The organism is Pseudolysinimonas sp. 10J20-29 (assembly GCF_055809595.1).
This window is the reverse complement of sequence record NZ_CM147917.1, coordinates 442958-468361: the sequence shown is the minus strand read 5'-3', so window position 1 is coordinate 468361 and position 25404 is coordinate 442958. Positions and strand designations below refer to the sequence as shown.

Below are 25404 nucleotides of genomic sequence, written 5' to 3'. Positions count from 1 at the left end.
AGATCGCGCTTTTGGCACCGCTCGAGGGGCGTGTGAGGACCGCATGGTGGCGGGCAGCAAGTGGAGCCGTTCGGCGGCGCGCCGATGCGATCACCCCTCTCCCACGATCACAACGTCTCGAGGAACGACGGCTGGCGGTCAGCGTCAGCCGCTGGCCGGCTTGAAGCTCAGTCCTCGTCGAGCCACTTCTCGACCAGGTGGTCGGCGGTGATGCGGCGGATCGTGCCCGAGCGCGCACGCAGCACGATCGACTCGGTGCGGATGATCGGGCCCTTGCGACGGACCCCGGCGACCAGGTTGCCGTCGGTCACGCCGGTCGCGACGAAGAAGGTGTTGTCGCCCTTGACGAGCTCGTCGGCCTCATAGACGTAGTCGAACTTGAGGCCCGCGTCGATGCCGCGCTGCTTCTCGTCGTCGTCCAGCGGCGCCATCCGCGTCTGGATCAGCCCGCCGAGCGCCTTGATCGCGCACGCCGTCGCCACACCCTCGGGGCTGCCGCCGACACCGATGCACAGGTCGAGGCGTCCGTCGTAGCTGGCCGCGTCGATGCCGCCGGCGACGTCGCCGTCGAGCAGCAGTCGCGTGCCGGCGCCCGCGGCGCGGATCTCGGCGATCAGCCCCTCGTGGCGCGGCCGGTCGAGCACGCCGACCTGGATCTCGGCGACGCTCTTGCCCTTGGCCTTGGCGATCGCCCGCACGTTCTCGGCCACCGACTGGCGGATGTCGACGACGCCGATCGCCTCCGGCCCGCCCACGATCTTGTCCATGTAGAACACGCTCGAGGCGTCGAGCATGGAGCCGCGGTCGGCGGCGGCGATCATCGAGATCGCGTTGCGTCGACCGGAAGCGGTGAGCGAGGTGCCGTCGATCGGGTCCACCGCGATGTCGCAGGCCGGGCCGCGCCCGTTGCCGACGACTTCGCCGTTGAACAGCATCGGCGCCTTGTCCTTCTCACCCTCGCCGATGACGACGGTGCCGGCGAAGTTGACGGTGCCGAGGAACTTGCGCATCGCGTCCACCGCGGCGCCGTCGGCACCCAGCTTGTCGCCGTGGCCGATGAACGGGGTCGCGCGGATGGCGGCGGCCTCGGTCGCGCGCACCAGCTCCATTGCGAGGTTGCGGTCGGGGTGGAGGAAGAGTGTTCCGGTTTCGGTGGTCACCATGGGGCATCCGTTTTCGTCGTCGTGAAAGGGCGGGATGCGCGATGGTGGCGAACGCGCTCTCCCAGCCTATCGGGCCGCGGGAGGGCAAGCACTGCGGGGCGCGTCGGTGGTGGCCGATGCGCCCCGCAGCGGAGGTGGCGCGGGTCAGAGCCCCGCGGCGCTCACCACTCCCCAGATCACACTCACGAGCAGGAAGCCCGCGACACCGAGGATGGTGGTCAGCACGGTCCAGGTGCGCAGTCCGTCGGCAACGCTCAGCCCGAGGTAGCGCGTGACGACCCAGAAGCCGGAGTCGTTGACGTGCGAGAGTCCGAGCGCACCGAACGCGATCGCCATGGCGATGAGCGCGACCTGCACGACGGAGAAGTTTCCGTCGGCCACGGTGGCGGCGAGCAGCCCGCCGGTGGTGAGGATCGCGACCGTGGCGGAACCCTGCGAGGCGCGCAGCACGAGTGCCACGAGGAAGCCGAGCACGAGGATCGGCAGCCCGGTCGAGGCCATCGTGTCGGCAAGAGCCTTGCCGACGCCGCTCTCGGTGAGGATGCGCGCGAACGCGCCGCCCGCACCGGTGACGAGGATGACGATCGCGGCGGGCGGCAGCGCCGCCTCCATGACCTGTCCGGTGTGCGCGAGCGACCAGCCGCGGCGCACCGTCAGCAGGAAGAACGCGAGCACGAGCGCGACGAGCAGCGCGAACACCGGCGAGCCGACGAAGGCGAAGAACGGACGCATGGCGTCGCCGGCCGGAAGCACCGTGGTGGCGACGGTGCCGAGCATGATGAGCGCGAGCGGCACGAGGATGAGCGTGAGGATGGTGCCCGCGGTCGGCGGCGCCTCGGTCTTGGTGAGCGTGCCGGTGCGTCCCGAGCCGGATCCGCCGGTCGGCTCCGTCGACTCCGAGCCGAAGGCGGCGAACTGGGCGGCGGTCGCCGGGAGCATCGTGAACTCACGACGGTTCAGGAACTTCGCCACGAAGTGGGCGAGCACACCGAGCGGAATCGAGACCGCGAGGCCGATGATCGTCACCCAGCCGAGGTCCGCGCCGAGAAGCGCGGCACCGCCGACGATGCCGGGGTGCGGCGGGACGGCCACGTGCACGGCGAGCATGATGCCCGCGACCGGGAGGCCGAACTTGACCGGGTTGACCCCGGCCGCCTTGCAGAAGCCGTAGATGATCGGCACCAGGATGATGAAGCCGACGTCGAAGAAGACCGGAATCGCCAGCACGAGGGCGGCGGCGGTGAGCGCGGCCGAGACCCGCTTCGGTCCGAGCAGCGAGGTGAAGCGACCGGCGAGGCTGGAGGCGCCGCCGGAGACCTCGATCAGACGCCCCAGCATGGCGCCGAGCGCGACCAGGATCGCGACCGTTCCGAGCGTGCCGCCCATGCCGGCCACGATCGCCTGGATGATGCCGAGCCGCTCGGGGGTGTCCTCCGTCGCGGCGACGGTGGTGAGCGGGATGCCCGCGGCGAGTCCGACGAGCAGGCTCACGAGCAGCAGCGCCACGAAGGCCTGCACCTTGAACTTGATGATCAGCACGAGCAGCAGGGCGATGCCTGCCGCCGCGATGCCGAGAAGGACAGGGGTTTCCATGCGGGGTGTCTCCTTTGACTTTCGATTGATGAAGGGTAGTGCTGTCGGATCAGTTGGTGGACGGCGCGATCACGGTGATCACGGCCGAGTCGTCGAGCGCCGCGGAACCCTGTGCGGCGCCGAGCAGGTAGAGCTGCTCCGCTGCCGACGCCACCGGCGTCGGCAGGCCCGCGGTGCGGGCGGCACTGGTGACGATGCCCATGTCCTTGACGAAGATGTCGAGGCGGCTGAGCACCTCGGCTCCGCCGTCGCGGTAGGCCTCGAGCATGCGCGGCCCGCGGTTGGCGAGCATGAACGAGCCGGCGGCGCCGGCCGCGAGCGTCTCGAGAGTCTTCTCGGCGTCGAGTCCGAGCCGGTCGGCGAGCGCCAGCGCCTCCGCCGCGGCGGCAATGTGGACGCCGCAGAGCAGCTGGTTGACGGTCTTGAAGGCCTGGCCGTCGCCCGGCTTGTCGCCGATGATCGTCAGGGTCGAGGCGAGGAGCTCGAGCACCGGCATCGCCCGCTCCCGCGCGCTCGGCTCGGCGCCGACGACGATGAGCAGGTCGCCCTGGCCCGCGCGCGCCGGTCCTCCGGACAGCGGCGCGTCGACCAGCTGGATGCCGAGCTCGTCGAGTCGGGTGGCGACGTCGATGACGTCGTCGATTCCGACCGTGCTCGTCATGATCACGACGGCCCCGGCGCTCAGCGACGAGGCGATCCCGGCCGAGCCGAAGAGCACCTCCCGCAGCTGCTCGCCGTTGCGCACCGCCAGAAGCACGGCATCCGCCCCGGTCACGGCGCTCGCGGCGCTGGTGTGCGGGGTGATGCCCGCGGCTTCGGCGAGTTCGAGCCGCGCGGGGGCGATATCGAAGCCGTTGACGCGGAGCTGGCTGGCCAGGCGCGTCGCCATGGGCAGTCCCATGGCGCCGAGTCCGAGCGCGGCGACGGTGTAAGTGGTCGACGTTGACATGGTTTCTCTTCTCGTGAGGTTCAGGCCGCGACGGGCACGGAGGTGTGGGACAGGATGCGGACGACGTCGGCGAGTGACTCGTCGTCGCCGACGTTGCCGGCGAACACGATGTACGGAATGCCCTTCGCGGGGCCGTCAACCGGCTCCCACAGCGACACCAGTCCGGGAAGCATGGGGCCGCGCACGATCGCGTGGCGGATGCTCAGGCCGTGTGCGGCGACGTCGCTGGAGGTGATCCCGCCCTTCGCGATCACGAAGCGCGGCGGGCAAGCCGCGAGCACGCGCTGCACCAGTTCGACGACGGCCGCCGAGACGCGGCGTGAGATCTCGAGGCTCTCGTCCGCGTTGTCGGTGCGGCGCAGCAGTCGGCTGGTGTGGACGACCACGTCGCCTTCGCCGAGGCTCGAGACGATGTCGGCGACGAGACCCGCGATGTGGCCTTCGGCAGCCTCCTCGTCGAGGACGCGCTCGACATCGATCTCGGCGATGCGCGCCAGCGGCTGGCGAGCGGTGAGCCGGTCGAGCTGACGCGTCGTGAGGCCCACGTGCGAGCCCACCACGATGAGCCCCCCGACGGCGGCCGAGCCGGCGTCGCCGTAGACGTCGGTCGCGGTCAGCGGCGCGTGCGGCGCCTGGCCGACGCGGGCGCGCACGAACGGCGGGCCGACCCGGTAGAGCAGGTTCTTGCCGGCGGCCTCGGCGGCGGCGAGACCGAGCGCGAGGGCGCGCAGGTCGTTCTCCGTGACGATGTCGACCACGACGGGCGCCGAGTCGCGGAGCCCGGCCAGCACCTCGGCGATGCCCTCGGCTCCGCCGCGCACGATGTCGAGGGTGAGGGCGGTGACGCCGTCGGCCTTCCAGCGACCGGCCGACTTCTCTTCGACGTAGGCGCGCAGGTCCGAGTGCGTGAAGCCGAAGGTGGCGTCTCGCGCGAACTCGGTCTCGGCGACCGGGGTGAGGCCGTCGGCGGTGCGCATGTAGTGGACGGAGTCGATGGTGATGCGGCCCGCATCCGGGAACGCGGGGACGATGATGACGGCGTCGACGGCGCGACCGGTGACGTCGAGGGAGGTGGCGGCGAGCACATCCGTCTCGAGCGGATAGTGCCCGCGCAGCGTCGAGTCGCTGCGGCTCGCGAAGGAGACCGTCACGCCGCTGCGCTCGGCGGCGGCCAGCGCGTTGACGACGATCTGCTGGTTGCGCTCGGCCGCGGTGTCCTCGGCGAGGCTGCGCGTGTTGGTGAGCACGTAGACGGCGGGGGCATTCTGGCCGAAGGCCCAGGCGAAGTCGTCGGGCTCCCAGGAGGTGAGCACCGGCAGATCGGCCACCGACTGCGTGCCGGTGGGGTCGTCATCCAGGACGACGAGCACGGATGCGTCAGCGACTGCCTGATCGGCGACCCGCTGCGGATCGATCTCCGTCTCGCGGGGATACCCGGCGAGGAGGGCGTGCTCGGTGACCATCACATACTCCCTTGTAGTCTGATGTCAGACATCTTACATTCGGGGTCCGCGAAGTCAAGCCCGGCGCGGAAGCACCGGATCGAGACGGCCCGAGTCCGCCGGCGGGAGCCCTAGGAGTTCGCGAGCACGTAGTGCCGCAGATCGTCCGAGGTCTGCGTCATGTGCGCATCCATCGCGATGCGCGCCCGCTCCGGATCTCCCGAGGCCACGGCCTCAAGCACGGCGGCGTGCTGGGCGATCGCGTTGGCCTGGATCTGGGGAACGGCAGAGGTCTGCTCGCGCTTCTCCCGCATCACGCGCGCCAGCGGATCGAAGATGACCCCGACGAACACGTTGCCGGTCGCGCGGAAGATGACGTCATGGAAGGCGATGTCGGCCGCGACGAACGCCTCGAGGTCGCTCTTCTCGTGCGCCTGGCGCATCTCGGAGAGGTGCCGTTCAAGTGCGGCCACGTCCGCCTCCGTGCGACGCGTCGCCGCCAAGGCGGCAGAACCGGTCTCGATCATGCGGCGCACCTCGACCAGCTGCAGCGAGGTCTCGCCCTTGTCGGCGCCGTGCGATGCCATCCGCAGCACCGGCGCGACGTCGGTCCACTGCGAGACCGGCGTCACGTAGGTCCCGCGTCCGGGCACGACCCGCACGACGTTCTGCGCCTGAAGAGTCTTGAGCGCCTCGCGGACGGTCATCCGGCTGACGTCGTAGGTGTCGCACAGCACCGCCTCCGTCGGCAGTGCGTCATCGACGGCGAGCTCCCCGCTGACGATCTGGTCCAGCAGCGCATCAGCGACGACGCTCACAAGGGATTTCCGTGCCACTGCCTGCCACCTCCCGCCCGCCGGTCGAATCGCGCCCAGTGTATCTGCGGCATCCTCACACCGGTTCGCGCACGCCGAGTCGCGATCAATACACTCGGGGTGCGCCGGGGCCGCGCCCGGATCGGCCCACGAGAGGAGCACTGATGCTCAAAGGAATCGACCCGCTGCTGGACGGGGAACTGCTGCGCACCCTGGATCAGATGGGACACGGCGACCAGCTCGTGGTCGTCGACTCGAACTACCCGGCGGCGGCGACCGGGCTTCCGGTGCACCGGCTCGGCCGAGTCGGGGTCGATGAGGCGATCGCCACGATTCTTCAGGTGTTCCCGCTGGACACCTTCCTGACGCATCCGCTGGAGCGCATGGAAGTCGACGGGAACCCTGCCACCACCACGCCGGCGCACGACGCCGCGCTCGCCGCGGCTCGCTCCTCGCACCCGAAGGAGCTCGAGTGGGGTGTGATCCCGCGCCTCGACTTCTACAGGCGCGCCCGCGACGCCTACGCCGTCGTGCACACCCTCGACCCGCGGCCGTGGGGCTGCGATGATCCTGCACAAGGGCGTCATCGTCGGCGACTGAGTCGTCGCGCGGCACCAGCAGGACGGATCGGGGCGCAGGTTCGCGCGCCCCCAGCCACGATCAATAGACTCAGAACGAGCCGGAACCCACCTACGCCGGCCTCGCACGAGGAGAATCCACCATGCCCGTCGCAACGCCGGAACAGTACGCCGAGATGCTCGACACCGCCAAGGCGAAGGGCTTCGCCTTCCCCGCGATCAACGTGTCGTCGTCCTCGACCATCAACTCCGTCCTCCAGGGACTCACCGAAGCCGGATCCGACGGCATCATCCAGGTCACGACCGGTGGCGCCGACTACTTCGCCGGCCAGAGCGTGAAGGCCCGCGCCTCGGGCGCGCTCGCGTTCGCCGCCTTCGCGACCGAGGTCGCCAAGAACTACCCGATCACGGTCGCCCTGCACACCGACCACTGCCCGAAGGACGCGCTCGGCGGATTCGTCGAGCCGCTCATCGCGGCCTCCGAGGAGCAGGTGAAGGCGGGCGGCAACCCGATCTTCCAGAGCCACATGTGGGACGGATCCGCGGTGCCGCTCGACGAGAACCTCAAGATCGCGCAGGACCTCCTCCCCCGCATGAAGGCCATCAACTCGATCCTCGAGGTCGAGATCGGCGTCGTCGGCGGCGAAGAGGACGGCGTGCAGCACGAGGGCAGCAATGAGGCCCTCTACACGACCCTCGGCGACGTGACCGCCGCGGTCGAGGCGCTCGGCCTCGGCGAGCAGGGCCGCTACATCGCCGCCCTCACCTTCGGCAACGTGCACGGCGTGTACAAGCCGGGCGGCGTGAAGCTGCGCCCCGAGCTGCTCGGCGAGATCCAGGCCGGCATCGCCGCCAAGTACGGCACCGGCCCGAAGCCGCTCGACCTGGTCTTCCACGGCGGCTCCGGCTCGACGGATGCCGAGATCGCCGAGGCGGTCGCCAACGGCGTCATCAAGATGAACATCGACACCGACACGCAGTACGCGTTCACGCGCTCGATCGCCGACACGATGTTCAAGAACTACGACGGCGTGCTCAAGGTCGACGGCGAGGTCGGCAACAAGAAGGTCTACGACCCGCGCGCCTGGGGCAAGCTCGCCGAGTCGGCGATGGCCGCGCGCGTCGTCGAGGCGACCCGCCAGCTCGGCTCGGTCGGCAACGCGATCTCGCGCTAGACCTCAGCACGAACACCACAACGGGCGGCCTTCGGGCCGCCCGTTGTCGTTAAGCCCCGGAGGTCGTGAGCAGCGGGGCCAGGCCCGGATCGATCAGCATGATCGCCGTGATCGCGACGACGACGGCCAGGATGGCGACGACGCCCGCGACGAGCGGAACCCAGAACGCCCGGCGGCGAGCGCGCAGCCGGGTGACCGAGACGCCCAGGGCGACGAGGAACAGCACGATCCAGACGCCGAGCAGGATCCGCCCGCCGATCAGTGTCGGCTCGCCCAGTTGGACGTCGCTCAGGTCGACGCCGAGGTCGGCGGGCATCGCGGCGAAGGACCGCGCGAGCTCGCGGTCCAGATTCCAGAACGCGGGAATCGACGTGATCACGTTCCACAGCCCGACCATCAGCAGGGCGATCGTCACCGGCGGGTCCCAGCGCAGCGGCGGGCGCGCGGGCCGCTCGTCGCTCGGCCAGCTGGTCGAGCGCTCGGCCGGCGACGGAGACGGGACGGGCGGCGGCGCGGGCTCGCTCCCGGGCACCGGGCGCCCGGTGATCCGCGCGACCTCCTCCGGCGTCGCGTACTCGCCGTACTGCGGGGCGGGCCGCGAGTCGGGCTTGTCGGGGGTGTCGCTCATCAGGTGGTGCGCGCGCGACCGCCGAGGCCCCGCGCGTCCTTCTCGCCGCTCGGCGCGGTGCGCAGCTCCTTCGGCAGCGAGAACATGAGGTCCTCCTCGGCCGTGCGCACCTCCTCGACCGTGCCGAAGCCGGCCGCGGCGAGGTCTTCGAGCACCTCGGCCACGAGCACCTCGGGCACGCTGGCGCCGCTCGAGACGCCGACCGAGGCGACGCCCTCGAACCACTCGGGACGCATCTCGTCGGCGTAGTCGATGCGGTAGGCGGCCTTCGCGCCGTGCTCGAGCGCGACCTCGACGAGTCGCACGGAGTTGGAGCTGTTGGCGCTGCCGACGATGATCACCAGGTCGGCGCCGGGCGCGACCTTCTTGATCGCGACCTGGCGGTTCTGGGTGGCGTAGCAGATGTCGTCGCTCGGCGGATCCTGCAGGTTCGGGAAGCGCACGCGGAGGCGGCGCACCGTCTCCATGGTCTCGTTGACGCTCAGCGTGGTCTGCGAGATCCACACCAGGTTGTCGGGGTCATCCACCTGGATGGTGTCCGCGTCCTCGGGGGTTCCGACCAGGATCGTGCGCTCGGGGGCGTGCCCCATCGTGCCCTCGACCTCTTCGTGACCGGCGTGGCCGATCAGCAGGATCTGCTTGTTCTGGCCCGCGAAGCGCGTCGCCTCGCGGTGCACCTTCGTCACCAGCGGGCAGGTGGCGTTGATCGCCTGCAGCTCGCGATCGGCGGCCGCCTGGACGACCATCGGGGAGACGCCGTGGGCACTGAAGACGAGATGCGAGCCGGGCGGAACCTCGTCGACCTCGTCGACGAAGATCGCGCCGCGCTGCTCGAGCTCGCTCACGACGTGCACGTTGTGCACGATCTGCTTGCGCACGTAGACGGGAGCGCCGTAGTGGTCCAGGGCCTTCTCGACGGCGATCACGGCGCGGTCGACCCCGGCGCAGTAGCCGCGGGGCGCCGCGAGCAGAACGCGCTTGGTGCCCTCGACGCTCAGGTTGGGCAGCGGTTCGCGGCGAACGCGTTCGCGGGGAGGCTCGAGGGTGACGCCGAGCGCGCCGTTCGTGATGGAGGACACGCCCCGATTCTACGGGGGCGAGTTGCCCCGCGCCTGGGGAGACCCCGGCCGCGGTCCGCCGCGAGCGGTACCCTGACGGCAATGACCGATCCGACCGCCCCCGCCACCGCCGAAGCGCCCTGGCCCGTCGCGCGACTCTCGCACGAGCTCAAGGGCTACATTGACCGTCTCGGCACCGTGTGGGTCGAGGGCGAGATCACGCAGTGGGGCGTCTCCGGCGGCAACGTCTACGGCAAGCTCAAAGACCTCGGCATGGATGCCACGGTCAGCTTCACCGTGTGGTCGTCGACGCGCGCCAAGCTCACCTCCGACTTCGCCCAGGGCGACCGCGTCATCGCGCTCGTCAAGCCGAACTTCTGGGTCAAGGGCGGCACCTTGACCATGCAGGTCTACGAGCTTCGCCACGTGGGGCTCGGCGACCTGCTCGAGCGCCTCGAGAAGCTGCGCCGGAAGCTCGCCGACGAAGGGCTGTTCGCGCCGGACCGCAAGGTGCGGCTGCCGTTCCTTCCGCAGTGCATCGGCCTGGTCACCGGCAAGGACTCCGACGCCGAGAAGGACGTCCTGCGGAACGCCCAGCTGCGCTGGCCGGAGGTGCGCTTCCGGGTCGTGCACGCGGCCGTGCAGGGCGATCGGGCCGCCGGCGAGGTGTCGGCCGCGATCCGCACGCTGGATGCGGATCCCGAGGTCGACGTCATCATCGTCGCCCGCGGCGGCGGCGACTTCCAGAACCTGCTGGTGTTCAGCGACGAGCAGCTGGTGCGCACCGCCGCCGCGTGCGTGACGCCGCTCGTGAGCGCGATCGGCCACGAGGCCGACCGACCGCTGCTCGACGAGGTCGCCGACCTGCGCGCCTCGACGCCGACCGATGCCGCGAAGCGGGTCGTGCCGGATGTGGCCGAGGAGCTGGCGCGGGTGCAGCAGGCCCGCGGACGCATCGCGATGCGGGTGACCGGGCTGATCACGCACGAGATCGATCGCATCGGCCAGCTGCGCTCGCGTCCGGTGCTCGTCGACCCGCGCACCCTCGTCGACTCGCGCGCCGAGGAGCTGACGCGCTGGGTCGCACGCGGGGCGGAGCTGATGGACTACCGGATCGAGCGCGCCCAGCTGCGCACCGCCGAACTGGTCGGGCAGCTGCGCGCCCTGTCGCCGAAGCGCACGCTCGAGCGCGGCTACGCCATCGCGCAGCGCGCGGATGGCGCGATCCTGCGCACGGCCGACCAGGCCGCTCCGGGAGATCGCCTCGTGCTGACCCTCGCCGACGGACGCGTCTCCACCACCGTTGACGAGGCGGCGAACGAGGGCGCCTCCCGCGATTAGAGTGGGAGTCGTGGCCGACACTTCTCCCCCGGACGTCGCCGCGCTGAGCTACGAGCAGGCGCGCGACGAACTTGTCCGTGTCGTGACCGAGTTGGAGCAGGGCTCCGCGACCCTCGAAGAGTCGCTCGCCCTGTGGGAACGCGGCGAAGCGCTCGCGCGCCGTTGCGAGGAGTGGCTGCTCGGCGCGAAGGCACGGCTCGACCAGGCCCGTGCCGCGGCCGAGGACGCCACCTCGTGAGCAAGTACCCCACGCGCGACGAGCAGGGCCGGCCCATCGTCGCCGAGCTCGGTCGCGCCGAGACTCCCGAGGAGACGGCGGCGCGCAAGGCCGCCGCCACGGCCCGGCACCGCGGCAACCGCTCGGTGTTCAGCCTGATCTTCGCGCTCCTGGCCTCCTTCGGCATCGTCGCCTTCCTCGTGCTCGTCGTCGTTCGTCCCGACGCGGGGCCGACGCAGCAGCCCGTCGACTATCTCGCCGCCGCCGACGACGCCCAGCCCGCGGTCGATGAGCCGCTGATCGCCCCGGTCGTTCCCGCCGAGTGGTACGCCAACCGCGCCCGGCTCGCGACCGACACCGCCGACGATGTCGTCCGCTGGGAGATCGGCTTCGTGACCGCCGAGACCCAGTACCTCGCGATCACGCAGGGCATCGCCGCGAACCCGTCCTGGGTCGCCGAGCAGGTCCTGGATGCTGCGGCGGGCCCCACCGTGCGCCTCGGCGGGCTCGACTGGATCAGCTACGACCGGCGCGACGTGGACGATCCGGGCAACGTGGAGTTCGCGCTCGTGACCGAGATCGACGGCTCGACCGTGGTGATCAGCGGCACCGCCGACGACACCGAATTCGCAATCCTGGCGGAAGCCATCGGCAAGGAGGTCCTCCCGTGACGATCGAACGACGCACCCCGGCCCAGGTCTGGCGCGAGATGGCGCGCGGCAACGAGCGATTCGTCGCCGGCACGCCGCTGCACCCGCGTCAGGATGCCGAGCACCGCAACGAGCTCGCGGGCGGTCAGGCGCCGAACGCCGCGCTCTTCGGCTGCAGCGACTCCCGTCTCGCCGCCGAGATCATCTTCGACAAGGGCCTCGGCGACCTGTTCGTCGTGCGCAACGCGGGCCAGGTGGTCTCCGCCTCGGCGATCGCCTCGCTCGAGTACGCCGTCGCCGTGCTGGGCGTCTCGCTCATCGTCGTCCTCGCGCACGACGCGTGCGGCGCCGTGCAGGCGGCGATCGACCTCGACAACCCCGAGACGGGGCCGATTCCGCCGCACATCGCCGGCCACATCGCACCGATCCGCCGCGCGGTCCGCGCCATCGAGTCGCGCGACGCCGAGCAGGTCGGGCGCGAGCACCTCAACAACACGGTGGCCGGCCTCGTCGCCGACTCCGAACTGATCTCCGACGCCATCGCCGCGGGTACGCTGGCCGTGGTCGGAGCGAACTACCGACTCGATGAGGGCCGCGTCGACGCGGCTTTCGTCGTGGGGTCGATCGACCCCGCCTAGACGCCACCGCAGACCGAATCCGCGAGCCTGAAAGGCAGCACACCGCCGTGACCAACGAAGAGTTCCGCATCGAGCACGACACGATGGGCGAGGTGCGCGTTCCGGCCTCCGCGCTGTACCGCGCGCAGACCCAGCGCGCCGTCGAGAACTTCCCGATCTCCGGATCGGGCCTCGAGCCCGCGCAGATCGTGGCGCTCGCCCGCATCAAACGCGCGGCCGCGATCGTGAACCACGAGCTCGGCAACCTCGACGAGGGCATCTCGGGCGCGATCGTCGCGGCCGCCGACGAGATCATCGCGGGGCAGCACCACGAGCACTTCCCGGTCGACACCTACCAGACCGGCTCCGGCACCAGCTCGAACATGAACATGAACGAGGTGCTCGCGACGCTCGCGACCGCCAAGCTCGGCTCGCCGGTGCACCCCAACGATCACGTGAACATGTCGCAGTCCTCGAACGACGTGTTCCCCACCTCGGTGCACCTCGCCGTCACGGGCGCGCTGCTCGGCGAGCTCATCCCGGCGCTCGAGCACCTCGCGGTCGCGCTGGAGGCGAAGGCCGAGCTGTGGAAGACGGCCGTGAAGCCGGGTCGCACCCACCTGATGGATGCCACCCCGGTCACGCTCGGCCAGGAGTTCGGCGGCTACGCCCGCCAGATCCGCCTCGGCATCGAGCGCGTGCAGTCGGCGCTTCCGCGCGTCGCCGAGGTGCCGCTCGGCGGCACCGCCACCGGCACCGGCATCAACTCCCCCGCGGGCTTCTCGCAGAAGGTCATCGCCGAGCTCGCCAGCTCCAGCCAGCTGCCGATCACCGAAGCCCTCGACCACTTCGAGGCCCAGGGAGCGCGCGACGGCCTCGTCGAGGCCTCCGGCGCGCTGCGCGTCATCGCGGTCAGCCTCACCAAGATCTGCAACGACCTGCGCTGGATGGGCTCGGGCCCCAACACCGGCCTCGGCGAGCTGGCGATCCCCGACCTGCAGCCGGGCTCGTCGATCATGCCCGGCAAGGTCAACCCGGTCATCCCCGAGGCGGTGCTCATGGTCGCGGCGCGCGTCATCGGCAATGACGCGACGATCGCCTGGGCGGGCGCCTCCGGCAGCTTCGAGCTCAACGTCGCCATCCCCGTCATGGGCACGGCGCTGCTCGAGTCGAACCGCCTGCTCGCCAATTCGATGCGCGCGCTCGCCGACAAGACGATCGACGGACTCGAGGCGAACCTCGACCGCGCGGCCGCCCTCGCCGGCATGTCGCCCTCGATCGTGACCCCGCTCAACAAGTTCATCGGCTACGAGAACGCGGCCAAGATCGCCAAGCACGCCGTCAAGCAGGGCATCACGGTGCGCGAGGCGACGCTCGACCTCGGCTTCGTCGAGCGCGGCGAGCTCACCCTCGAGCAGCTCGACGCGGCGCTCGACGTGCTGAGCATGACCCACCCCGGGTGATCGCTCCGAGATCGCTTCACGCGGCGTTCGGATGTCGCCGGACGCCGCGCGACAGGCGTAGTTTGAGAGCGTGAGGACTCTCAGTTACAACCTCGAGAAGCACAAGGCGAGCGGTGAGCTCGTCGAGCTTGCCGAGAAACTCGACCTCGACTTCCTGTGCCTGCAGGAGGCCGACACCCTCGCGCTGCCCGACGAGCTGGGACCGATGCACCTCGCCGAGGCGACCCAGCGCAATCGGCTCGGCCTGGCCATCTACCACCGCAAGGATCGGTTCGAGGCGCAGGCCTCGCAGGCCTTCGCCCTGAAGAAGTCGCTGCACGACCGTCTCGCCCGCCCGGCCGCGGAACGACTGCTCGCCAGCCGCATGCTCGACACCGACTCCGGTCGGGAGTTCATCGTCGCGTCGTTCCACGCCGCCCCGCTCACGGCGCTCAACTCGCTGCGGCGCGCGCAGATCGCCGCCGCGCACGCGCAGATCGAGGAGCTCGGTCCGGAGCTGCCGCACCTCATGGTGGGCGACTACAACTACCCGATCTTCAAGAACTCGCTGAGCAACCGCATCGCCAAGTCCGGCTACGACCTGTCGCTGAGCGATTCGCTCACCTACACCCGCTACAAGTTCTTCCGCGGGCACTTCGACTTCGCCACCTCGGCGCGGCTCTCGATCGACAGCGTCACGACGCTTCCGCAGGGCGCCTCCGACCACATGGCGATCCTGGTGACGTCGAAGCTGCCCGAGAGCGACGAGCAGCACGTCATCCGGGCGGCGCGGCCTCAGCCTCGGGGCCGAGCGAACGGCTGGTTCCGCTCGGCCCGCTGAGGTCGCGTGTTCGTCAAGCGACCGGGTTGCCCTCCAGCAGCTCGGTCACCAGGGCCGCGATCGCGCTGCGCTCGCTGCGCGTGAGCGTGATGTGCGCGAACAGCGGATGCCCCTTGAGCGTCTCGATCACGCTCGCGACACCGTCGTGACGCCCCACCCGCAGGTTGTCGCGCTGGGCCACATCGTGGGTGAGCACCACCCGCGAGTTCTGGCCGATCCGGCTGAGCACCGTGAGCAGCACGTTCCGCTCCAGCGACTGCGCCTCGTCGACGATCACGAAGGCGTCGTGCAGGGACCGGCCGCGGATGTGGGTGAGCGGCAGCACCTCCAGGATGCCGCGGTCCACGACCTCCTCGAGCACGTTGTCCGAGACCAGGGCGCCGAGCGTGTCGAACACCGCCTGGCCCCACGGGTTCATCTTCTCGTCCTTGTCGCCCGGGAGGTATCCCAGCTCCTGGCCGCCGACCGCGTAGAGCGGGCGGAACACCATGATCTTGCGGTGCTGCTGCTTCTCGAGCACCGCCTCGAGTCCCGCGCACAGGGCGAGGGCGCTCTTGCCGGTGCCCGCGCTGCCGCCGAGCGAGATGATGCCGACCTCCGGGTCGAGCAGCAGATCGATCGCCAGGCGCTGCTCGGCGCTGCGGCCATGCAGGCCGAACACGTCCTGATCGCCGCGAACGACCTTCAGCTCGCGCTCGCCGGTCACCCGGCCGAGCGCCGAGCCGCGCTCCGAGGTGATGACGAGGTTGGTGTTGATGGGCATGTCGGCGACGAGCTTCGTGGTGAGGGTGTCGGCGTCGTACAGGTCAGCCATCTGCTCGCCCGAGACGGCGATCTCGGCCATGCCCGTCCAGCCGGAGTCGACGGCGAGCTCGGCGCGGTACTCCTCGGCCGCGAGGCCGATGGAGGACGCCTTGACGCGCAGCGGCAGGTCCTTGGAGACCACCACCACATGCAGCCCCTCGGCCGCCAGGTTCGAGGCCACCGCGAGGATGCGGGAGTCGTTGTCGTTCAGCTGCAGCCCCGAGGGCAGCACCGACATGTTGGAGTGGTTGAGCTCCACGCGCACCGAGCCGCCGGCGTCGCCCACCGCGATCGGGAAGTCGAGGCGCTCGTGCTCGACGCGCAGTTCGTCCAGCAGCCGCAGGGCCTGCCGCGCGAAGTAGCCGATCTCCGGATCGTGGCGTTTCGCCTCGAGTTCGGTGACGACGACCACCGGCAAGACGACGGCGTGCTCCGCGAAGCGGTAGATCGCCTTCGGGTCGCTGAGCAGGACGGAGGTGTCGAGCACGTACGTGCGCTCCCCCTGCTTCTGCGACGTTGCGGTGAACTGCTGGTGCTGGGGGTTATCGAGCGCTGGCACATCCACTCCATCCCCAAGCGCCCGGGGGCACCTGGATCCTGTGAGCGAAACGGCCACAAACCTCGCGGAACGAACTTATAGGTGGCCGTTCCGATCAGACGCCGTGTCTGATGCTCTGACGCTATGCCCGTTCGTGAGACGGCCGTGTTTCGACACGCGCGAGGAGTGTTACGAACGGGTGAACGCTCCCCCGGCGGTCGACGCCGTGCGGGGCCCGCTCAGCCCGGGATCGCGGTCGAGAAGGACAGGAACGCCGAGCGGAGCATCGCGAGCGTCTCATCGTTCGTCGTCGCGTGGGCGCTCAGTCGCACCCGACCGCCGCCGACCGCCGCGCTGATGCCGTGATTGTGCAGCGCCGCCGCCAGCACCGTGAGGTGCTCGGGCTCGGGCTCCACCACGACGATCCCGGCGCGCTCGTGCTCGGCGCGCGGCGACACCACCGGCAGGGCGAACTCGTCGGCGAGGTCGATCAGGCGCGACACCTTCTCGGCGACCTTCGCCCCGATCGCGGCGACGCCGACCCGATCGATCTCCTCCAGCGCCGCCGACAGGCGGGCCTGGGCGAGCGGATCCGGGTCGCTCAGGCCGAACGCGCGCGCACCGCGCACCGGCGGGGGCACCTCGTTCGGCTCCTCCAGGGTGTTGCCGTCCGGGACGTATCCCGTCCAGACCGGGGTCAGCTGGTCGAGGGCGCGTTCGCTGAGCACCATGAAGCCGGTGCCCCAGCCCGCCCGAACCCAGGTGCGCCCGCTGCCGACCACGACATCGGCCAGCTCGTACGGCGCGTCCACGACGCCGAAGCCCTGCATCGCGTCCAGGATCAGCAGTCGGTCGCCGATCACCTGGCGGATGCCCTCCAGATCGACGAGGTAGCCGGTGCGAAAATCGACCAGGCTCAGCGCGACCGCGGTGATCGAGTCGTCGAGCTGCTCGCGCAGGTTCCCCGGGGTGATGCGGCCGTGATCCGTCTCGATCCAGCGCGGGGTGAGCACCCCCAGCGCATCCGCGGCGCGCTGGGCGGCGAAGGTCAGGCCCGGGTAGTCCGCGGGCGAGAGCGCCACGCCGCCGGTGACCCCGAACATCGCGTGCATGAGGCCCTGGCTCGTGTTGGGCTGATCCGAGATCTGATCCGCCGGAACGCCGACGAGCGCGGAGACGGCGTCGCGCATCCGCACGTCGAGCGCGCGCAGCGCCTCGAAAGCGCCGAAGCGGGCGTGCGAGAGCAGTCCGAGGTGCGCGGCAAGCTCGTCCTGCACGGCGGTGCCGATCGGACCGAGGTTCGCGAAGTCGAGGTAGCCAGGCTCGGTGTCAAAGCGTGCGACGTAGTCGTCCATGTTCATGGGGCCTCCTCGGGGAACCCTCCATCATTGCCCAAAACGCCGTTCGCGGGTGGCGAAGTTGCGAAGGGCGCGCAGGAAGTCGACCTCGCGCATGTCCGGTCCCAGGGCCTCGACGAAGTAGAACTCGCTGTGCGCGCTCTGCCACAGAAGGAAGTCGGAGAGCCGCTGCTCGCCCGAGGTCCGGATGATGAGGTCGGGGTCGGGCTGACCCTGCGTGTACAGATGGTCGCCGATCAGCTCCGGCGTGAGCAGCTCGGCGAGGTCGTCGATGCTGCCGCCGTTCTTGCCGTGGGCGCGCACGATGCTGCGCATCGCATCCGCGATCTCGCGTCGGCCGCCGTAGCCGACCGCGAGGTTCACGTGGAGCCCGCCGTTGCCGGCCGTGCGGTCCTCCGCGGCGCGCAGCGTCGCGACGAGCGGCTCGGGCAGACCCTCGCTCGTTCCGACGTGCTGGATGCGCCAGTCGGCGGCGCGGGAGAGATCGTTGGCGAGGTCGCCGATGATCTCGAAGAGCTGATGCAGCTCCTCGTCGGGGCGGCCCGACAGGTTGTCGGTGGACAGCAGATAGATCGTGACCACGCGAATGCCGGCCTCGTCGCACCAGCTGAGGAACTCGCGCATCTTCTCGGCGCCCGCGCGGTGCCCGTGCGCGGCCGTCTCGAGCGCCCGCTCGCGCGCCCAGCGACGGTTCCCGTCGACGATCATGCCGACGTGGTGCGGCGGAGCGGCGCCCTCGAGCTGGCGACGCAGTCGCCGCATGTACAGGCCGTAGAGGAGCCCCCGGCCGGTCTTGCTCTGCCGCACAGTCACGAGACCACGTTAGTCCGCTCGGGGCGGCCCGGCATTCAGCTTCGAGTTCACGCGACGTTCTAGGATCGCGGCATGAGCCGCGCACCCCGCACCCCGAAACTCCCCGAGAGCGCGCTCTCGGCCGCGACGAAGCCGCTCGGCGACGGCACCGACCTGCCGAACATCCCGCTGCTCGACGACGCCACCGACCTGCATCAGTCGGAGGCGAAGCCCACCTGGCGCGGCTGGATCCACGCGGGCACGTTCCCCCTCGCGATCGCGGCCGGCATCGTGCTCATCGTGCTCGCCGACGGCGCGGCGGCCAAGTGGAGCTCCGCCGTGTTCATGGCGAGCTCGCTGCTGCTGTTCGGCATCTCGGCGGTCTACCACCGAATCAACTGGAGCCCCAAGGTCAAGGCCGTGTTCCGGCGGCTCGACCACTCCAACATCTTCCTGCTCATCGCGGGCACGTACACCCCGCTGGCGATCAACGCGCTGCCCTACCCGAAGAGCGTCATCCTGCTCGCGATCATCTGGGCCGGCGCACTGCTCGGGATCGCCTTCCGCATCTTCTGGCTGAAGGCGCCGCGCATCCTGTACGTCGCGCTGTACATCGCGCTCGGTTGGGCGGCGATGCTCTACATCGTCGACCTGTTCAACGCCAACATCGCCATGATGGTGCTCGTCGTCGTCGGCGGGCTGTCGTACACCGTCGGCGCCGTGTTCTACGCGCTCAAGCGCCCCAACCCGGTGCCGGGCGTCTTCGGCTTCCACGAGATCTTCCACTCGTGCACGGTGATCGCGTTCCTGTGCCACTGGACCGCGATCCTGCTCATCGTGCTGAATCCGGTGACGAGCTAGCCTCCGCCTCGGCCTCCGCCTCTGCCTCGAGCCGCGCGCGGATCTCGGTGCGATAGCGCAGGCGCCGCATCCGCCGCACCATGTCCAGCAGCAGCAGCACGACCGCGATGATGAAGAGGAAGGTCACGACGAAGCCGATGACGCCGGGGGTGACGGCATTCTCGTCCACCTCGAAGCGGAGAGCGGGAACGCCCGTCACCGCGGAAAAAGTCCAGAACACGTCGTGCCTTCCCGAAACCGAATAGCCTGAGACCAGCTTATGACGACCGACCTAGATGCCCGATACGGCCGAACTCCCACGCGTGCCCGCCGGCACCGCCTGATCGCGATCGCGGCCGGGATCGGCACCGCCGTGGTCGTGGGCGCGTGGGTCGTGTGGGCCGGGCTGTTCTCGCCGGAGGCGACGCTCGAAACCCGCGACGTCGGCTACGACCTGGTCAGCGACGACGAGGTCCTGCTGCGCTTCGAGGTCTCCGTCACCCCGGGTGCCACGGTGCGCTGCGCACTCGAGGTGCAGAACGAGCAGCACGCGATCGTCGGCTGGAAGATCGTCGACCTGCCCGCCTCGGACACCTACACGCGGGTGTTCGAAGAGCGGATCATCACCTCGGAGCCCGCGGTCGTCGGCTTGATCTCCGAGTGCCGCCTGACCTAGTCTGAATCAACTCTCACGCAGCATCCGGACCGGCCTCTGGCCGGTCTCATTTGTTGAGGGAGCGTCTTCGTCCATTTGCGCACCAGGAGAACCCGCATGAGCGACACCGCAGCAACCACGTGGCTGACGCAGGAGTCATTCGATCGACTCTCCGCCGAGCTGGAGCACCTCAGCGGCCCGGCCCGGATCGAGATCGCCAAGAAGATCGAGGCGGCGCGCGAAGAGGGCGACCTCAAGGAGAACGGCGGCTACCACGCCGCCAAGGACGAGCAGGGCAAGATCGAGGCCCGCATCCGCCAGCTCACGCTGCTGCTGCGCACCGCGACGGTCGGCGAGCCGCCGGAGTCGACGGGCGTCGTCGAGACGGGCACGGTCGTCACCGCGAAGATCTTCGGCGAGGAGTCGAAGTTCCTGCTCGGCAACCGCGAGATCGCAGCCGATCAGGAGGACCTCGAGGTCTACCCGTCGTCGAGCCCGCTCGGCGCGGCGATCATGGGGCTGAAGGTCGGCGAGTCGACCAGCTACACGGCCCCGAACGGCAAGCAGATCAGCGTCGAGGTCGTCGCGGTCGAGACCTACCGCGGCTGAAAAACCCTCGCGGTCGCGCGAGAATCGTGCTTGGCTCAGCCCATGGCACGAATGTTCTTCCCGAACCTCGCCGTCAGCAACCTGAGCGCGTTGATCGCGTTCTATTCGGCACTCGGCTTTGAGAACCATGCCGGGTTCACCGACGAGAACGCGGCCGCCATGGTGGTGAGCGACGAGGTCGTCATCATGCTGCTCTCCCCCGCGTTCGCCGCCGAGAACGGCATGGCTGTGCCCTCCGGCACGCCGTCGATCTCGAACGCGCTGCGAGCTGGAGTCGCGCGCCGAGGTGGATGCGTTCATGACCCGCGCACTCACCGCGGGTGCCGCGCCGCTCGGCGAGCCGCAGGAGCTCGGCTTCATGTACGCCCGCGGCATGACCGACCCCGACGGCCACATCTGGCACGTGCACTGGATGGATCCGGAGCAGCTGCCCTAGTCGGCGCTACGCGTCGATGCGCGGCTCGTAGCCGGCGGCGCGCAGGTGGTCGAGCACCAGGTCGGCGTGCTCGGCGCCCCGCGTCTCCATATGGATCTCGATCTCGACCTCGCTGATCTGCAGCCCGTAGCCGTGCCGCGTGTGCAGCACCTCGACGACGTTCGCGTTCGCGTCGGCGATGATCTCGGCGATGCGGGCCAGCTGTCCGGGGCGATCCGGCAGCGGGATGTTGACCTTCAGGTAGCGCGCGGAGGCGGCGAGACCGCGGCTGATCACGCGCTCCATCACCATCGGGTCGATGTTCGCCCCGCTCAGCACGATCACGGTCGGACCCTCGACCTGGATCTTGCCGGAGAGCACCGCGGCGACGCCGACGGCGCCCGCGGGCTCGACGACGAGCTTCGCCCGCTCCAGCAGCATGACGAGCGCCTTCGCAGTCTCGTCATCCTCGACCGTCACGACCCCGTCGACGGCGCGGCGGATGATCTCGAAGTTCAGCGCGCCGGGCCGCGCGACCGCGATCCCGTCGGCGATCGTCGGCGCGGTCGCCACCGTGACGATCTCGCCCGCCGCCAGCGACACCGGATACGGGGCCGCGTTCGCCGCCTGCACCCCCACGACCCGGACCTGGCGTCCGATGCTCGGGGCGAGCTGAGCGAAGGCGGAGGCGATCCCGGAAGCGAGTCCGCCGCCGCCGATCGGCACGATGACGTTGGCGACGTCGGGCAGCTGATCCAGGATCTCGAGGGCGATCGTGCCCTGACCGGCGACGACATCCGGGTGGTCGAAGGGCGGGATCAGCACGGCGCCGGTGCGCTCGGCGAACTCGGCCGCCGCGTGCAGCGTCTCGTCGACGACGTGACCGTGCAGGACGACGTCGGCGCCGTAGCCGCGAGTCGCCTGCAGCTTCGGCAGGGCGACGCCGATCGGCATGAAGATCGTGGCCTTGATGCCCAGCTCGCGCGCGGCCAGGGCGACGCCCTGGGCGTGGTTGCCGGCCGACGCCGCCACGACGCCGCGGGCCCGCTCGTCCTCGCTGAGCCGCGCGAGGCGGTTGTAGGCCCCGCGGATCTTGTAGGAGCCGGTCTTCTGCAGGCTCTCCGCTTTGAACCAGGTGGGGCTGCCGAGCAGCCCCGACAGGTAGCTCGAGTGCTCGAGCGGGGTGACGCTCACCACATCGGCGACGCGCTCACGCGCCGCGCGGAAGTCATCCAGCGTCGGTCCCGGCAGCGGCGGGGACGTCAGGTCGGGGGCGATCTGGTCGGTCATGAATCGGACTCCGTCATCGGGCTCGGCGTCGCGGCCGCCGCCGTCTTGGTGCGTCGCGTGCGGGGCGGCGTCTCGGAAGGCGGGAACAGGTCGCTCGCGCTGGGGTTCGGGTTGGTGCGCCACTCGCCGCGGGCCAGGTAGCCGATCATGACGTTGGCCACCGCGACCACCGGCACCGCGAACAGCGCGCCCGCGATCCCCGCGATGAAGCCTCCGGTCGACACGGCGAGCACCACCGGCAGCGGATGAACCTTCACCGCGGTCCCGATCAGGAACGGCTGCAGCACATTGCCTTCGAGCTGCTGCACGCCGATCACGATGCCGAGCATGATGATCGCCGGGATCGGGCCGAGGTAGATGAGCGCGATGAACACGGCGAGAGCGCCCGAGAGCACCGCTCCGACGATCGGGATGAACGAGCCGAGGAACACCGCGATGGCGATCGGGATGACGAGCGGGAATCCGCCGAGGAACAGCCCCAGGATCCAGGCGCCGAGGCCGATGCCGACGGCGTCGATCGCGGCGACCAAGATCTGCACCTTGACGAAGGAGGTGAGCGTGATCCAGCCGGCCCCGCCCGCGCCGGAGACGGCGACGCGCGCCGGCCGGGGGAACAGGCGCACGATCCAGTCCCAGATCGCGCGGCCGTCGATCAGGATGAAGAGCGTCGCGAACAGCGCGATGAGGGCGCCGGCGAGGATCTCGCCGAGGTCGCCGCCGAGACCCAGCGCGACGCTGACGATGGTGCCGATGTCGTCCTGGATGGTGGCGATCGCATCGTTGACGAAGCCGGTGATGTCCTCCTCGGACAGGCCGAGCGGCAGTTCGACCAGGAACTGCTCGAACTCGATGAACTTCGCGATCGTCTGCTCCTGCAGCGAGGGGAAGCCCGCGCGAACCTGCCAGACCACGATCGTGATCAGTCCCGCCACGACGGCGATGATCCCGACCTCGTTGACCGCCACGGCGAGCCACTTCGGCCAGCCGTGCTTCTGCAGGAAGTTCGAGAACGGCACCAGCAGGGCCGCCAGCAGCAGCGCCACCATGAGCGGGATGACGATCAGCCGGAGCTGGATGACGAGGAAGATGACGAGGGCGGCGACCGCCGCCACGACGAGGATGCGCCACGACCAGGCGGCCGCAGTGCGCATGCCGGGGCTCACCGCCTCGGCTCCGCTTCGTGGGGTGACCGCGCGCTCCGGGCTGTTCGACGCTTTCGTGGGCACCGGCCCAGTCTAGGACGCGCGCTCCGCGCGGGACGCGTCGGCGCCGCGGACGCGACTCGCGCTCACGGGCCCGCTCACTAAGGTCGAGACGTGCCCGACTCCCTCTCGCTCGCCACGGCCCGCCGCGTCGCGCTCGCCGCGCAGGGCTTCGGCGCCCCGAGGCCCACGACGGTCGGCACGCGCCAGCTGAACCTGCTGCTCGATCGCCTGGGAATCCTGCAGATCGACTCCGTCAACGTGCTCGAGCGCAGCCACTACCTGCCCGTCTTCGCGCGGCTCGGCGGCTACGACAAGGAGCTGCTCGACCGGCTGACCCTGCGCCCGAAGGCACGCTATCTCGAGTACTGGGCGCACGTGGCGACGTTCGTGCCGCGCGCCGACTGGCCGCTGTGGCGCTGGCGAATGGATGACCTCCGCGAGAAGTACACGCGACGACCCGATGCCTGGGCGAGCACCCACAGCGACATGCTCGGGTGGGTGCGGGCCGAGCTCGCCGCGAACGGCCCGATGGCCGCGAGCGAGATGGAGCACGACGCGAACGTGCGCCGCGGCCCGTGGTGGGGCTGGAGCGATGTGAAGGAGGCGCTCGAGCACCTGTTCCTCTTCGGGGACGTCGCCACCGCCGGTCGCCGCCGCTTCGAGCGCGTCTACGCGCTGCCCGAGCAGGTGCTGCCCGACGAGGTGCTCGAGACCGAGGTATCGCGCGAGGATGCGCAGCGCGAGCTCGTCGCGCGCGCCGCGCGGGCCCACGGCATCGGCACCGTCAAGGACATCGGCGACTACTACCGGCTCTCCGTCGCCGACACGACGCGGGCGCTGCGCGACCTGGAGGACGCGGGCGTGGTGCGCCGGGTCTCGGTCGAGGGCTGGGCGCAGCCGGCGTTCCTGCACGCGGAGGCGCGCATCCCCCGCCGCATCGAGGCGACCGCCCTGCTCTCCCCCTTCGACCCCGTGGTCTGGGAGCGCGATCGGGCGCTGCGGCTGTTCGACTTCCACTACCGGATCGAGATCTACACGCCGGCGCCGAAGCGCGTCTACGGGTACTACACGCTGCCGGTGCTGGTCGATGACCGCCTCGTCGGCCGCATCGACCTGAAGAACGACCGGCAGGCGCGCGTGCTGCGCGTGCAGTCGGCCTGGCGGGAACCGCATGCCCCCGCCGGCATCGAGCAGCGCGTCGCGTCGGAGGTGCGCGCGATGGCCGCCTGGCAGGGGCTCGAGTCGATCGCCGTGGCCGATCGCGGCGACCTCGCGCGGGATCTCGCTGGGGCGCTCGGCGTCGCAGTCACGGTCGGCTAGCCACCTGCGGCGCGGCGCGCGGCGCGGCGCGCGCTGCGGCGCAGCAGCGCCGCGGCGCATCCGCAGCCCCGGTTCTCCCGCAAAGTCGGAGAATCGGGCACCTCATCCACGAGTCGTGGACGAGCTCGCCCGAACTCCGATTCTGCGCGCGCGAGCCCGGCCCGAAGAGCCGGCTAGAACTTCGTCGCGTTGTTGCGCAGGCGCGCAACCCGGTCCGGGATGGGCGGGTGCGTGGCGAACATCTTGGCGAAGAAGCCGGGCTTGTTGGGGTCGCTGATCCACAGGTGCGACATGCTCGTGTTGGTCTTCTGGACCGGGCGGCCGTACTCCTGCAGCTTGAGCAGGGCGCTCGCGAGCGCCTCCGGGTGGCGGGTGGTGAGCGCGCCCGTCGCATCCGCCAGGTACTCGCGCTGACGCGAGACCGCCGCCTGCACCGCCGCTGCCACGAGCGGGGCGAGGATCGCCGCCGCAAGCCCGACGACGATCAGGATGATGCCGCCGCCGTTGTTGTTGTTCCGGCCGCGTCCGCCGAAGAAGACCATTCGCAGCAGGATGTCGGCGATCAGGCCGATGGCGATGACGAGTCCGAAGACGATCAGCGAGACGCGGATGTCGTAGTTCTTGACGTGCCCCATCTCGTGCGCCATGACGCCCTCGAGCTCCGAGTCGGACATGATGTCGAGCAACCCCGTCGTGGCGGCGACGACCGCGTGCTCCGGGTCGCGGCCGGTGGCGAACGCGTTCGGCGCCGGGTCGTTGATGATGTAGACCTTCGGCATCGGCATGCCCTCGGTGATCGCCAGGTTCTCGACGATCCGGTACAGCCGCGGGTTGTCGCGCTTCTCGATCTGCTGGGCGCCCGCCATCGCGAGCGTCTCCCGCGTCGCCATGTAGTACTGGAAGATCGCGTAGACGATCGCGATCGACACCGCGATGATCGCGATCGACCAGTCGCCGACGTACCAGGCCGCGATCGTCGCGAGCGCTCCGATGATCAGGATGAACACCAGGATGATGAAAACGGTGTTGCGCTTGTTCCGCGCAATCGCGCTATACACGCGTCACTCCT

The 25404-nt window shown here is 70.1% G+C and carries 27 protein-coding genes and 1 pseudogene; 13 read left to right on the top strand and 15 right to left on the bottom strand.

Annotation, left to right across the window (positions count from 1 at the left end; genetic code table 11):
- Nucleotides 1–167: 167 nt before the first annotated feature.
- The 5 genes from glpX to AC0L6Y_RS02325 all read right to left on the bottom strand — a co-directional run bounded on the left by glpX (nucleotide 168) and on the right by AC0L6Y_RS02325 (nucleotide 5965).
- Nucleotides 168–1163, bottom strand: a complete 996-nt coding sequence (glpX, locus tag AC0L6Y_RS02345; RefSeq protein WP_473554613.1) for a class II fructose-bisphosphatase — start codon at nucleotides 1161–1163, stop codon at nucleotides 168–170.
- 144 nt (nucleotides 1164–1307) lie between these two features.
- A complete protein-coding gene (locus AC0L6Y_RS02340) occupies nucleotides 1308–2756 on the bottom strand; it encodes a GntP family transporter (protein ID WP_473554608.1) in 1449 nt (482 codons plus the stop codon).
- A 49-nt stretch (nucleotides 2757–2805) separates the two neighbouring features.
- On the bottom strand, nucleotides 2806–3705 hold the full coding sequence (locus AC0L6Y_RS02335; protein WP_473554604.1) for an NAD(P)-dependent oxidoreductase: 900 nt from the start codon (nucleotides 3703–3705) through the stop codon (nucleotides 2806–2808).
- Between the two features lie 20 nt (nucleotides 3706–3725).
- Nucleotides 3726–5168: a four-carbon acid sugar kinase family protein gene (locus tag AC0L6Y_RS02330; RefSeq protein ID WP_473554599.1), complete on the bottom strand. Its 1443-nt coding sequence runs from the start codon at nucleotides 5166–5168 to the stop codon at nucleotides 3726–3728.
- Nucleotides 5169–5278: 110 nt separating this feature from the next.
- The gene (locus tag AC0L6Y_RS02325) at nucleotides 5279–5965 is read right to left on the bottom strand and encodes a FadR/GntR family transcriptional regulator (RefSeq protein WP_473554595.1); all 687 of its coding nucleotides are present in this window, start codon (nucleotides 5963–5965) and stop codon (nucleotides 5279–5281) included.
- Nucleotides 5966–6126: 161 nt separating this feature from the next.
- Between AC0L6Y_RS02325 and AC0L6Y_RS02320 the strand changes: the two are divergent.
- Nucleotides 6127–6465, top strand: a pseudogene (locus AC0L6Y_RS02320) (RbsD/FucU family protein); the annotation flags it as partial.
- A 218-nt stretch (nucleotides 6466–6683) separates the two neighbouring features.
- Nucleotides 6684–7715 carry a class II fructose-bisphosphate aldolase gene (gene fbaA / locus AC0L6Y_RS02315; protein WP_473554588.1) on the top strand — a complete coding sequence of 344 codons (1032 nt, stop codon included), beginning with the start codon at nucleotides 6684–6686 and terminating at the stop codon, nucleotides 7713–7715.
- Nucleotides 7716–7764: 49 nt separating this feature from the next.
- Here the strand turns inward: fbaA and AC0L6Y_RS02310 are convergent, their stop codons facing one another.
- The gene (locus AC0L6Y_RS02310) at nucleotides 7765–8343 is read right to left on the bottom strand and encodes a DUF6264 family protein (RefSeq protein ID WP_473554584.1); all 579 of its coding nucleotides are present in this window, start codon (nucleotides 8341–8343) and stop codon (nucleotides 7765–7767) included.
- Entirely contained in the window at nucleotides 8343–9422 is a 1080-nt protein-coding gene (locus AC0L6Y_RS02305) for a 4-hydroxy-3-methylbut-2-enyl diphosphate reductase (RefSeq protein WP_473554580.1), read from the bottom strand. The genes AC0L6Y_RS02310 and AC0L6Y_RS02305 overlap by 1 nt, the downstream gene beginning before the upstream one ends.
- Nucleotides 9423–9503: 81 nt before the next feature.
- On the opposite strand from AC0L6Y_RS02305, the gene xseA reads away from it, so the two are divergent.
- The 6 genes from xseA (at nucleotide 9504) to AC0L6Y_RS02275 (ending at nucleotide 14509) form a co-directional block, all read left to right on the top strand.
- Nucleotides 9504–10742, top strand: a complete 1239-nt coding sequence (gene xseA / locus AC0L6Y_RS02300; RefSeq protein WP_473554574.1) for an exodeoxyribonuclease VII large subunit — start codon at nucleotides 9504–9506, stop codon at nucleotides 10740–10742.
- 10 nt (nucleotides 10743–10752) lie between these two features.
- Nucleotides 10753–10980 carry an exodeoxyribonuclease VII small subunit gene (locus tag AC0L6Y_RS02295; protein WP_473554569.1) on the top strand — a complete coding sequence of 76 codons (228 nt, stop codon included), beginning with the start codon at nucleotides 10753–10755 and terminating at the stop codon, nucleotides 10978–10980.
- Nucleotides 10977–11630, top strand: coding sequence for a DUF4245 domain-containing protein (locus AC0L6Y_RS02290; protein ID WP_473554564.1), 654 nt, complete (start codon nucleotides 10977–10979; stop codon nucleotides 11628–11630). Before AC0L6Y_RS02295 ends, AC0L6Y_RS02290 begins: the two co-directional genes overlap by 4 nt.
- Nucleotides 11631–11668: 38 nt before the next feature.
- Nucleotides 11669–12247 carry a carbonic anhydrase gene (locus AC0L6Y_RS02285; protein ID WP_473558639.1) on the top strand — a complete coding sequence of 193 codons (579 nt, stop codon included), beginning with the start codon at nucleotides 11669–11671 and terminating at the stop codon, nucleotides 12245–12247.
- Nucleotides 12248–12330: 83 nt separating this feature from the next.
- A complete protein-coding gene (locus tag AC0L6Y_RS02280) occupies nucleotides 12331–13689 on the top strand; it encodes a class II fumarate hydratase (RefSeq protein WP_473558634.1) in 1359 nt (452 codons plus the stop codon).
- 70 nt (nucleotides 13690–13759) lie between these two features.
- Nucleotides 13760–14509 (top strand): endonuclease/exonuclease/phosphatase family protein, encoded by a 750-nt coding sequence (locus AC0L6Y_RS02275; RefSeq protein ID WP_473554560.1) that lies wholly within the window; start codon nucleotides 13760–13762, stop codon nucleotides 14507–14509.
- Nucleotides 14510–14522: 13 nt separating this feature from the next.
- Here AC0L6Y_RS02275 and AC0L6Y_RS02270 read toward each other — a convergent pair whose 3' ends face one another.
- From AC0L6Y_RS02270 to AC0L6Y_RS02260, 3 genes are all read right to left on the bottom strand, one after another.
- The gene (locus tag AC0L6Y_RS02270; RefSeq protein ID WP_473554556.1) at nucleotides 14523–15872 is read right to left on the bottom strand and encodes a PhoH family protein; all 1350 of its coding nucleotides are present in this window, start codon (nucleotides 15870–15872) and stop codon (nucleotides 14523–14525) included.
- 218 nt (nucleotides 15873–16090) lie between these two features.
- Nucleotides 16091–17212, bottom strand: a complete 1122-nt coding sequence (locus tag AC0L6Y_RS02265; RefSeq protein ID WP_473554553.1) for an aminotransferase class V-fold PLP-dependent enzyme — start codon at nucleotides 17210–17212, stop codon at nucleotides 16091–16093.
- 24 nt (nucleotides 17213–17236) lie between these two features.
- A complete protein-coding gene (locus tag AC0L6Y_RS02260; protein WP_473554549.1) occupies nucleotides 17237–18022 on the bottom strand; it encodes an isoprenyl transferase in 786 nt (261 codons plus the stop codon).
- 72 nt (nucleotides 18023–18094) lie between these two features.
- Here AC0L6Y_RS02260 and trhA point away from each other — a divergent pair, with 72 nt between their 5' ends.
- On the top strand, nucleotides 18095–18862 hold the full coding sequence (trhA, locus tag AC0L6Y_RS02255) for a PAQR family membrane homeostasis protein TrhA (RefSeq protein WP_473554544.1): 768 nt from the start codon (nucleotides 18095–18097) through the stop codon (nucleotides 18860–18862).
- Here the strand turns inward: trhA and AC0L6Y_RS02250 are convergent.
- Entirely contained in the window at nucleotides 18834–19082 is a 249-nt protein-coding gene (locus tag AC0L6Y_RS02250) for a hypothetical protein (RefSeq protein ID WP_473554539.1), read from the bottom strand. The genes trhA and AC0L6Y_RS02250 overlap by 29 nt on opposite strands.
- A gap of 39 nt (nucleotides 19083–19121) precedes the next feature.
- Between AC0L6Y_RS02250 and AC0L6Y_RS02245 the strand changes: the two genes are divergently transcribed.
- Both AC0L6Y_RS02245 and greA read left to right on the top strand, forming a co-directional pair.
- On the top strand, nucleotides 19122–19517 hold the full coding sequence (locus tag AC0L6Y_RS02245; protein ID WP_473554534.1) for a DUF4307 domain-containing protein: 396 nt from the start codon (nucleotides 19122–19124) through the stop codon (nucleotides 19515–19517).
- A 96-nt stretch (nucleotides 19518–19613) separates the two neighbouring features.
- Nucleotides 19614–20105 (top strand): transcription elongation factor GreA, encoded by a 492-nt coding sequence (gene greA, locus AC0L6Y_RS02240; RefSeq protein ID WP_473554529.1) that lies wholly within the window; start codon nucleotides 19614–19616, stop codon nucleotides 20103–20105.
- A gap of 101 nt (nucleotides 20106–20206) precedes the next feature.
- Here greA and AC0L6Y_RS02235 read toward each other — a convergent pair whose 3' ends face one another.
- Nucleotides 20207–20347 carry a hypothetical protein gene (locus AC0L6Y_RS02235; RefSeq protein ID WP_473554521.1) on the bottom strand — a complete coding sequence of 47 codons (141 nt, stop codon included), beginning with the start codon at nucleotides 20345–20347 and terminating at the stop codon, nucleotides 20207–20209.
- Between the two features lie 56 nt (nucleotides 20348–20403).
- On the opposite strand from AC0L6Y_RS02235, the gene AC0L6Y_RS02230 reads away from it, so the two are divergent.
- Nucleotides 20404–20541, top strand: coding sequence for a hypothetical protein (locus AC0L6Y_RS02230; protein WP_473554516.1), 138 nt, complete (start codon nucleotides 20404–20406; stop codon nucleotides 20539–20541).
- 6 nt (nucleotides 20542–20547) lie between these two features.
- Here the strand turns inward: AC0L6Y_RS02230 and ilvA are convergent, their stop codons facing one another.
- Both ilvA and AC0L6Y_RS02220 read right to left on the bottom strand, forming a co-directional pair.
- A complete protein-coding gene (ilvA, locus tag AC0L6Y_RS02225) occupies nucleotides 20548–21810 on the bottom strand; it encodes a threonine ammonia-lyase (protein WP_473554511.1) in 1263 nt (420 codons plus the stop codon).
- Nucleotides 21807–23036, bottom strand: coding sequence for an AI-2E family transporter (locus AC0L6Y_RS02220; protein WP_473554506.1), 1230 nt, complete (start codon nucleotides 23034–23036; stop codon nucleotides 21807–21809). The genes ilvA and AC0L6Y_RS02220 overlap by 4 nt, the downstream gene beginning before the upstream one ends.
- 90 nt (nucleotides 23037–23126) lie before the next feature.
- Here AC0L6Y_RS02220 and AC0L6Y_RS02215 point away from each other — a divergent pair, with 90 nt between their 5' ends.
- On the top strand, nucleotides 23127–24335 hold the full coding sequence (locus tag AC0L6Y_RS02215; RefSeq protein ID WP_473554501.1) for a winged helix-turn-helix domain-containing protein: 1209 nt from the start codon (nucleotides 23127–23129) through the stop codon (nucleotides 24333–24335).
- Nucleotides 24336–24508: 173 nt separating this feature from the next.
- Here AC0L6Y_RS02215 and AC0L6Y_RS02210 read toward each other — a convergent pair whose 3' ends face one another.
- Nucleotides 24509–25393, bottom strand: a complete 885-nt coding sequence (locus tag AC0L6Y_RS02210; protein ID WP_473554497.1) for a M48 family metallopeptidase — start codon at nucleotides 25391–25393, stop codon at nucleotides 24509–24511.
- Nucleotides 25394–25404 lie beyond the last annotated feature (11 nt).

Excerpts from the sequence above, each read along its gene's own strand:
- glpX (WP_473554613.1), bottom strand. The coding sequence starts at position 1,163 with ATGGTGACCACCGAAACCGGAACACTCTTCCTCCACCCCGACCGCAAC.
- AC0L6Y_RS02340 (WP_473554608.1), bottom strand. The coding sequence starts at position 2,756 with ATGGAAACCCCTGTCCTTCTCGGCATCGCGGCGGCAGGCATCGCCCTG.
- AC0L6Y_RS02335 (WP_473554604.1), bottom strand. The coding sequence starts at position 3,705 with ATGTCAACGTCGACCACTTACACCGTCGCCGCGCTCGGACTCGGCGCC.
- AC0L6Y_RS02330 (WP_473554599.1), bottom strand. The coding sequence starts at position 5,168 with ATGGTCACCGAGCACGCCCTCCTCGCCGGGTATCCCCGCGAGACGGAG.
- fbaA (WP_473554588.1), top strand. The coding sequence starts at position 6,684 with ATGCCCGTCGCAACGCCGGAACAGTACGCCGAGATGCTCGACACCGCC.
- AC0L6Y_RS02310 (WP_473554584.1), bottom strand. The coding sequence starts at position 8,343 with ATGAGCGACACCCCCGACAAGCCCGACTCGCGGCCCGCCCCGCAGTAC.
- xseA (WP_473554574.1), top strand. The coding sequence starts at position 9,504 with ATGACCGATCCGACCGCCCCCGCCACCGCCGAAGCGCCCTGGCCCGTC.
- AC0L6Y_RS02285 (WP_473558639.1), top strand. The coding sequence starts at position 11,669 with ATGGCGCGCGGCAACGAGCGATTCGTCGCCGGCACGCCGCTGCACCCG.
- AC0L6Y_RS02280 (WP_473558634.1), top strand. The coding sequence starts at position 12,331 with ATGGGCGAGGTGCGCGTTCCGGCCTCCGCGCTGTACCGCGCGCAGACC.
- AC0L6Y_RS02265 (WP_473554553.1), bottom strand. The coding sequence starts at position 17,212 with ATGAACATGGACGACTACGTCGCACGCTTTGACACCGAGCCTGGCTAC.
- trhA (WP_473554544.1), top strand. The coding sequence starts at position 18,095 with ATGAGCCGCGCACCCCGCACCCCGAAACTCCCCGAGAGCGCGCTCTCG.
- AC0L6Y_RS02245 (WP_473554534.1), top strand. The coding sequence starts at position 19,122 with ATGACGACCGACCTAGATGCCCGATACGGCCGAACTCCCACGCGTGCC.
- greA (WP_473554529.1), top strand. The coding sequence starts at position 19,614 with ATGAGCGACACCGCAGCAACCACGTGGCTGACGCAGGAGTCATTCGAT.
- AC0L6Y_RS02230 (WP_473554516.1), top strand. The coding sequence starts at position 20,404 with ATGACCCGCGCACTCACCGCGGGTGCCGCGCCGCTCGGCGAGCCGCAG.
- ilvA (WP_473554511.1), bottom strand. The coding sequence starts at position 21,810 with ATGACCGACCAGATCGCCCCCGACCTGACGTCCCCGCCGCTGCCGGGA.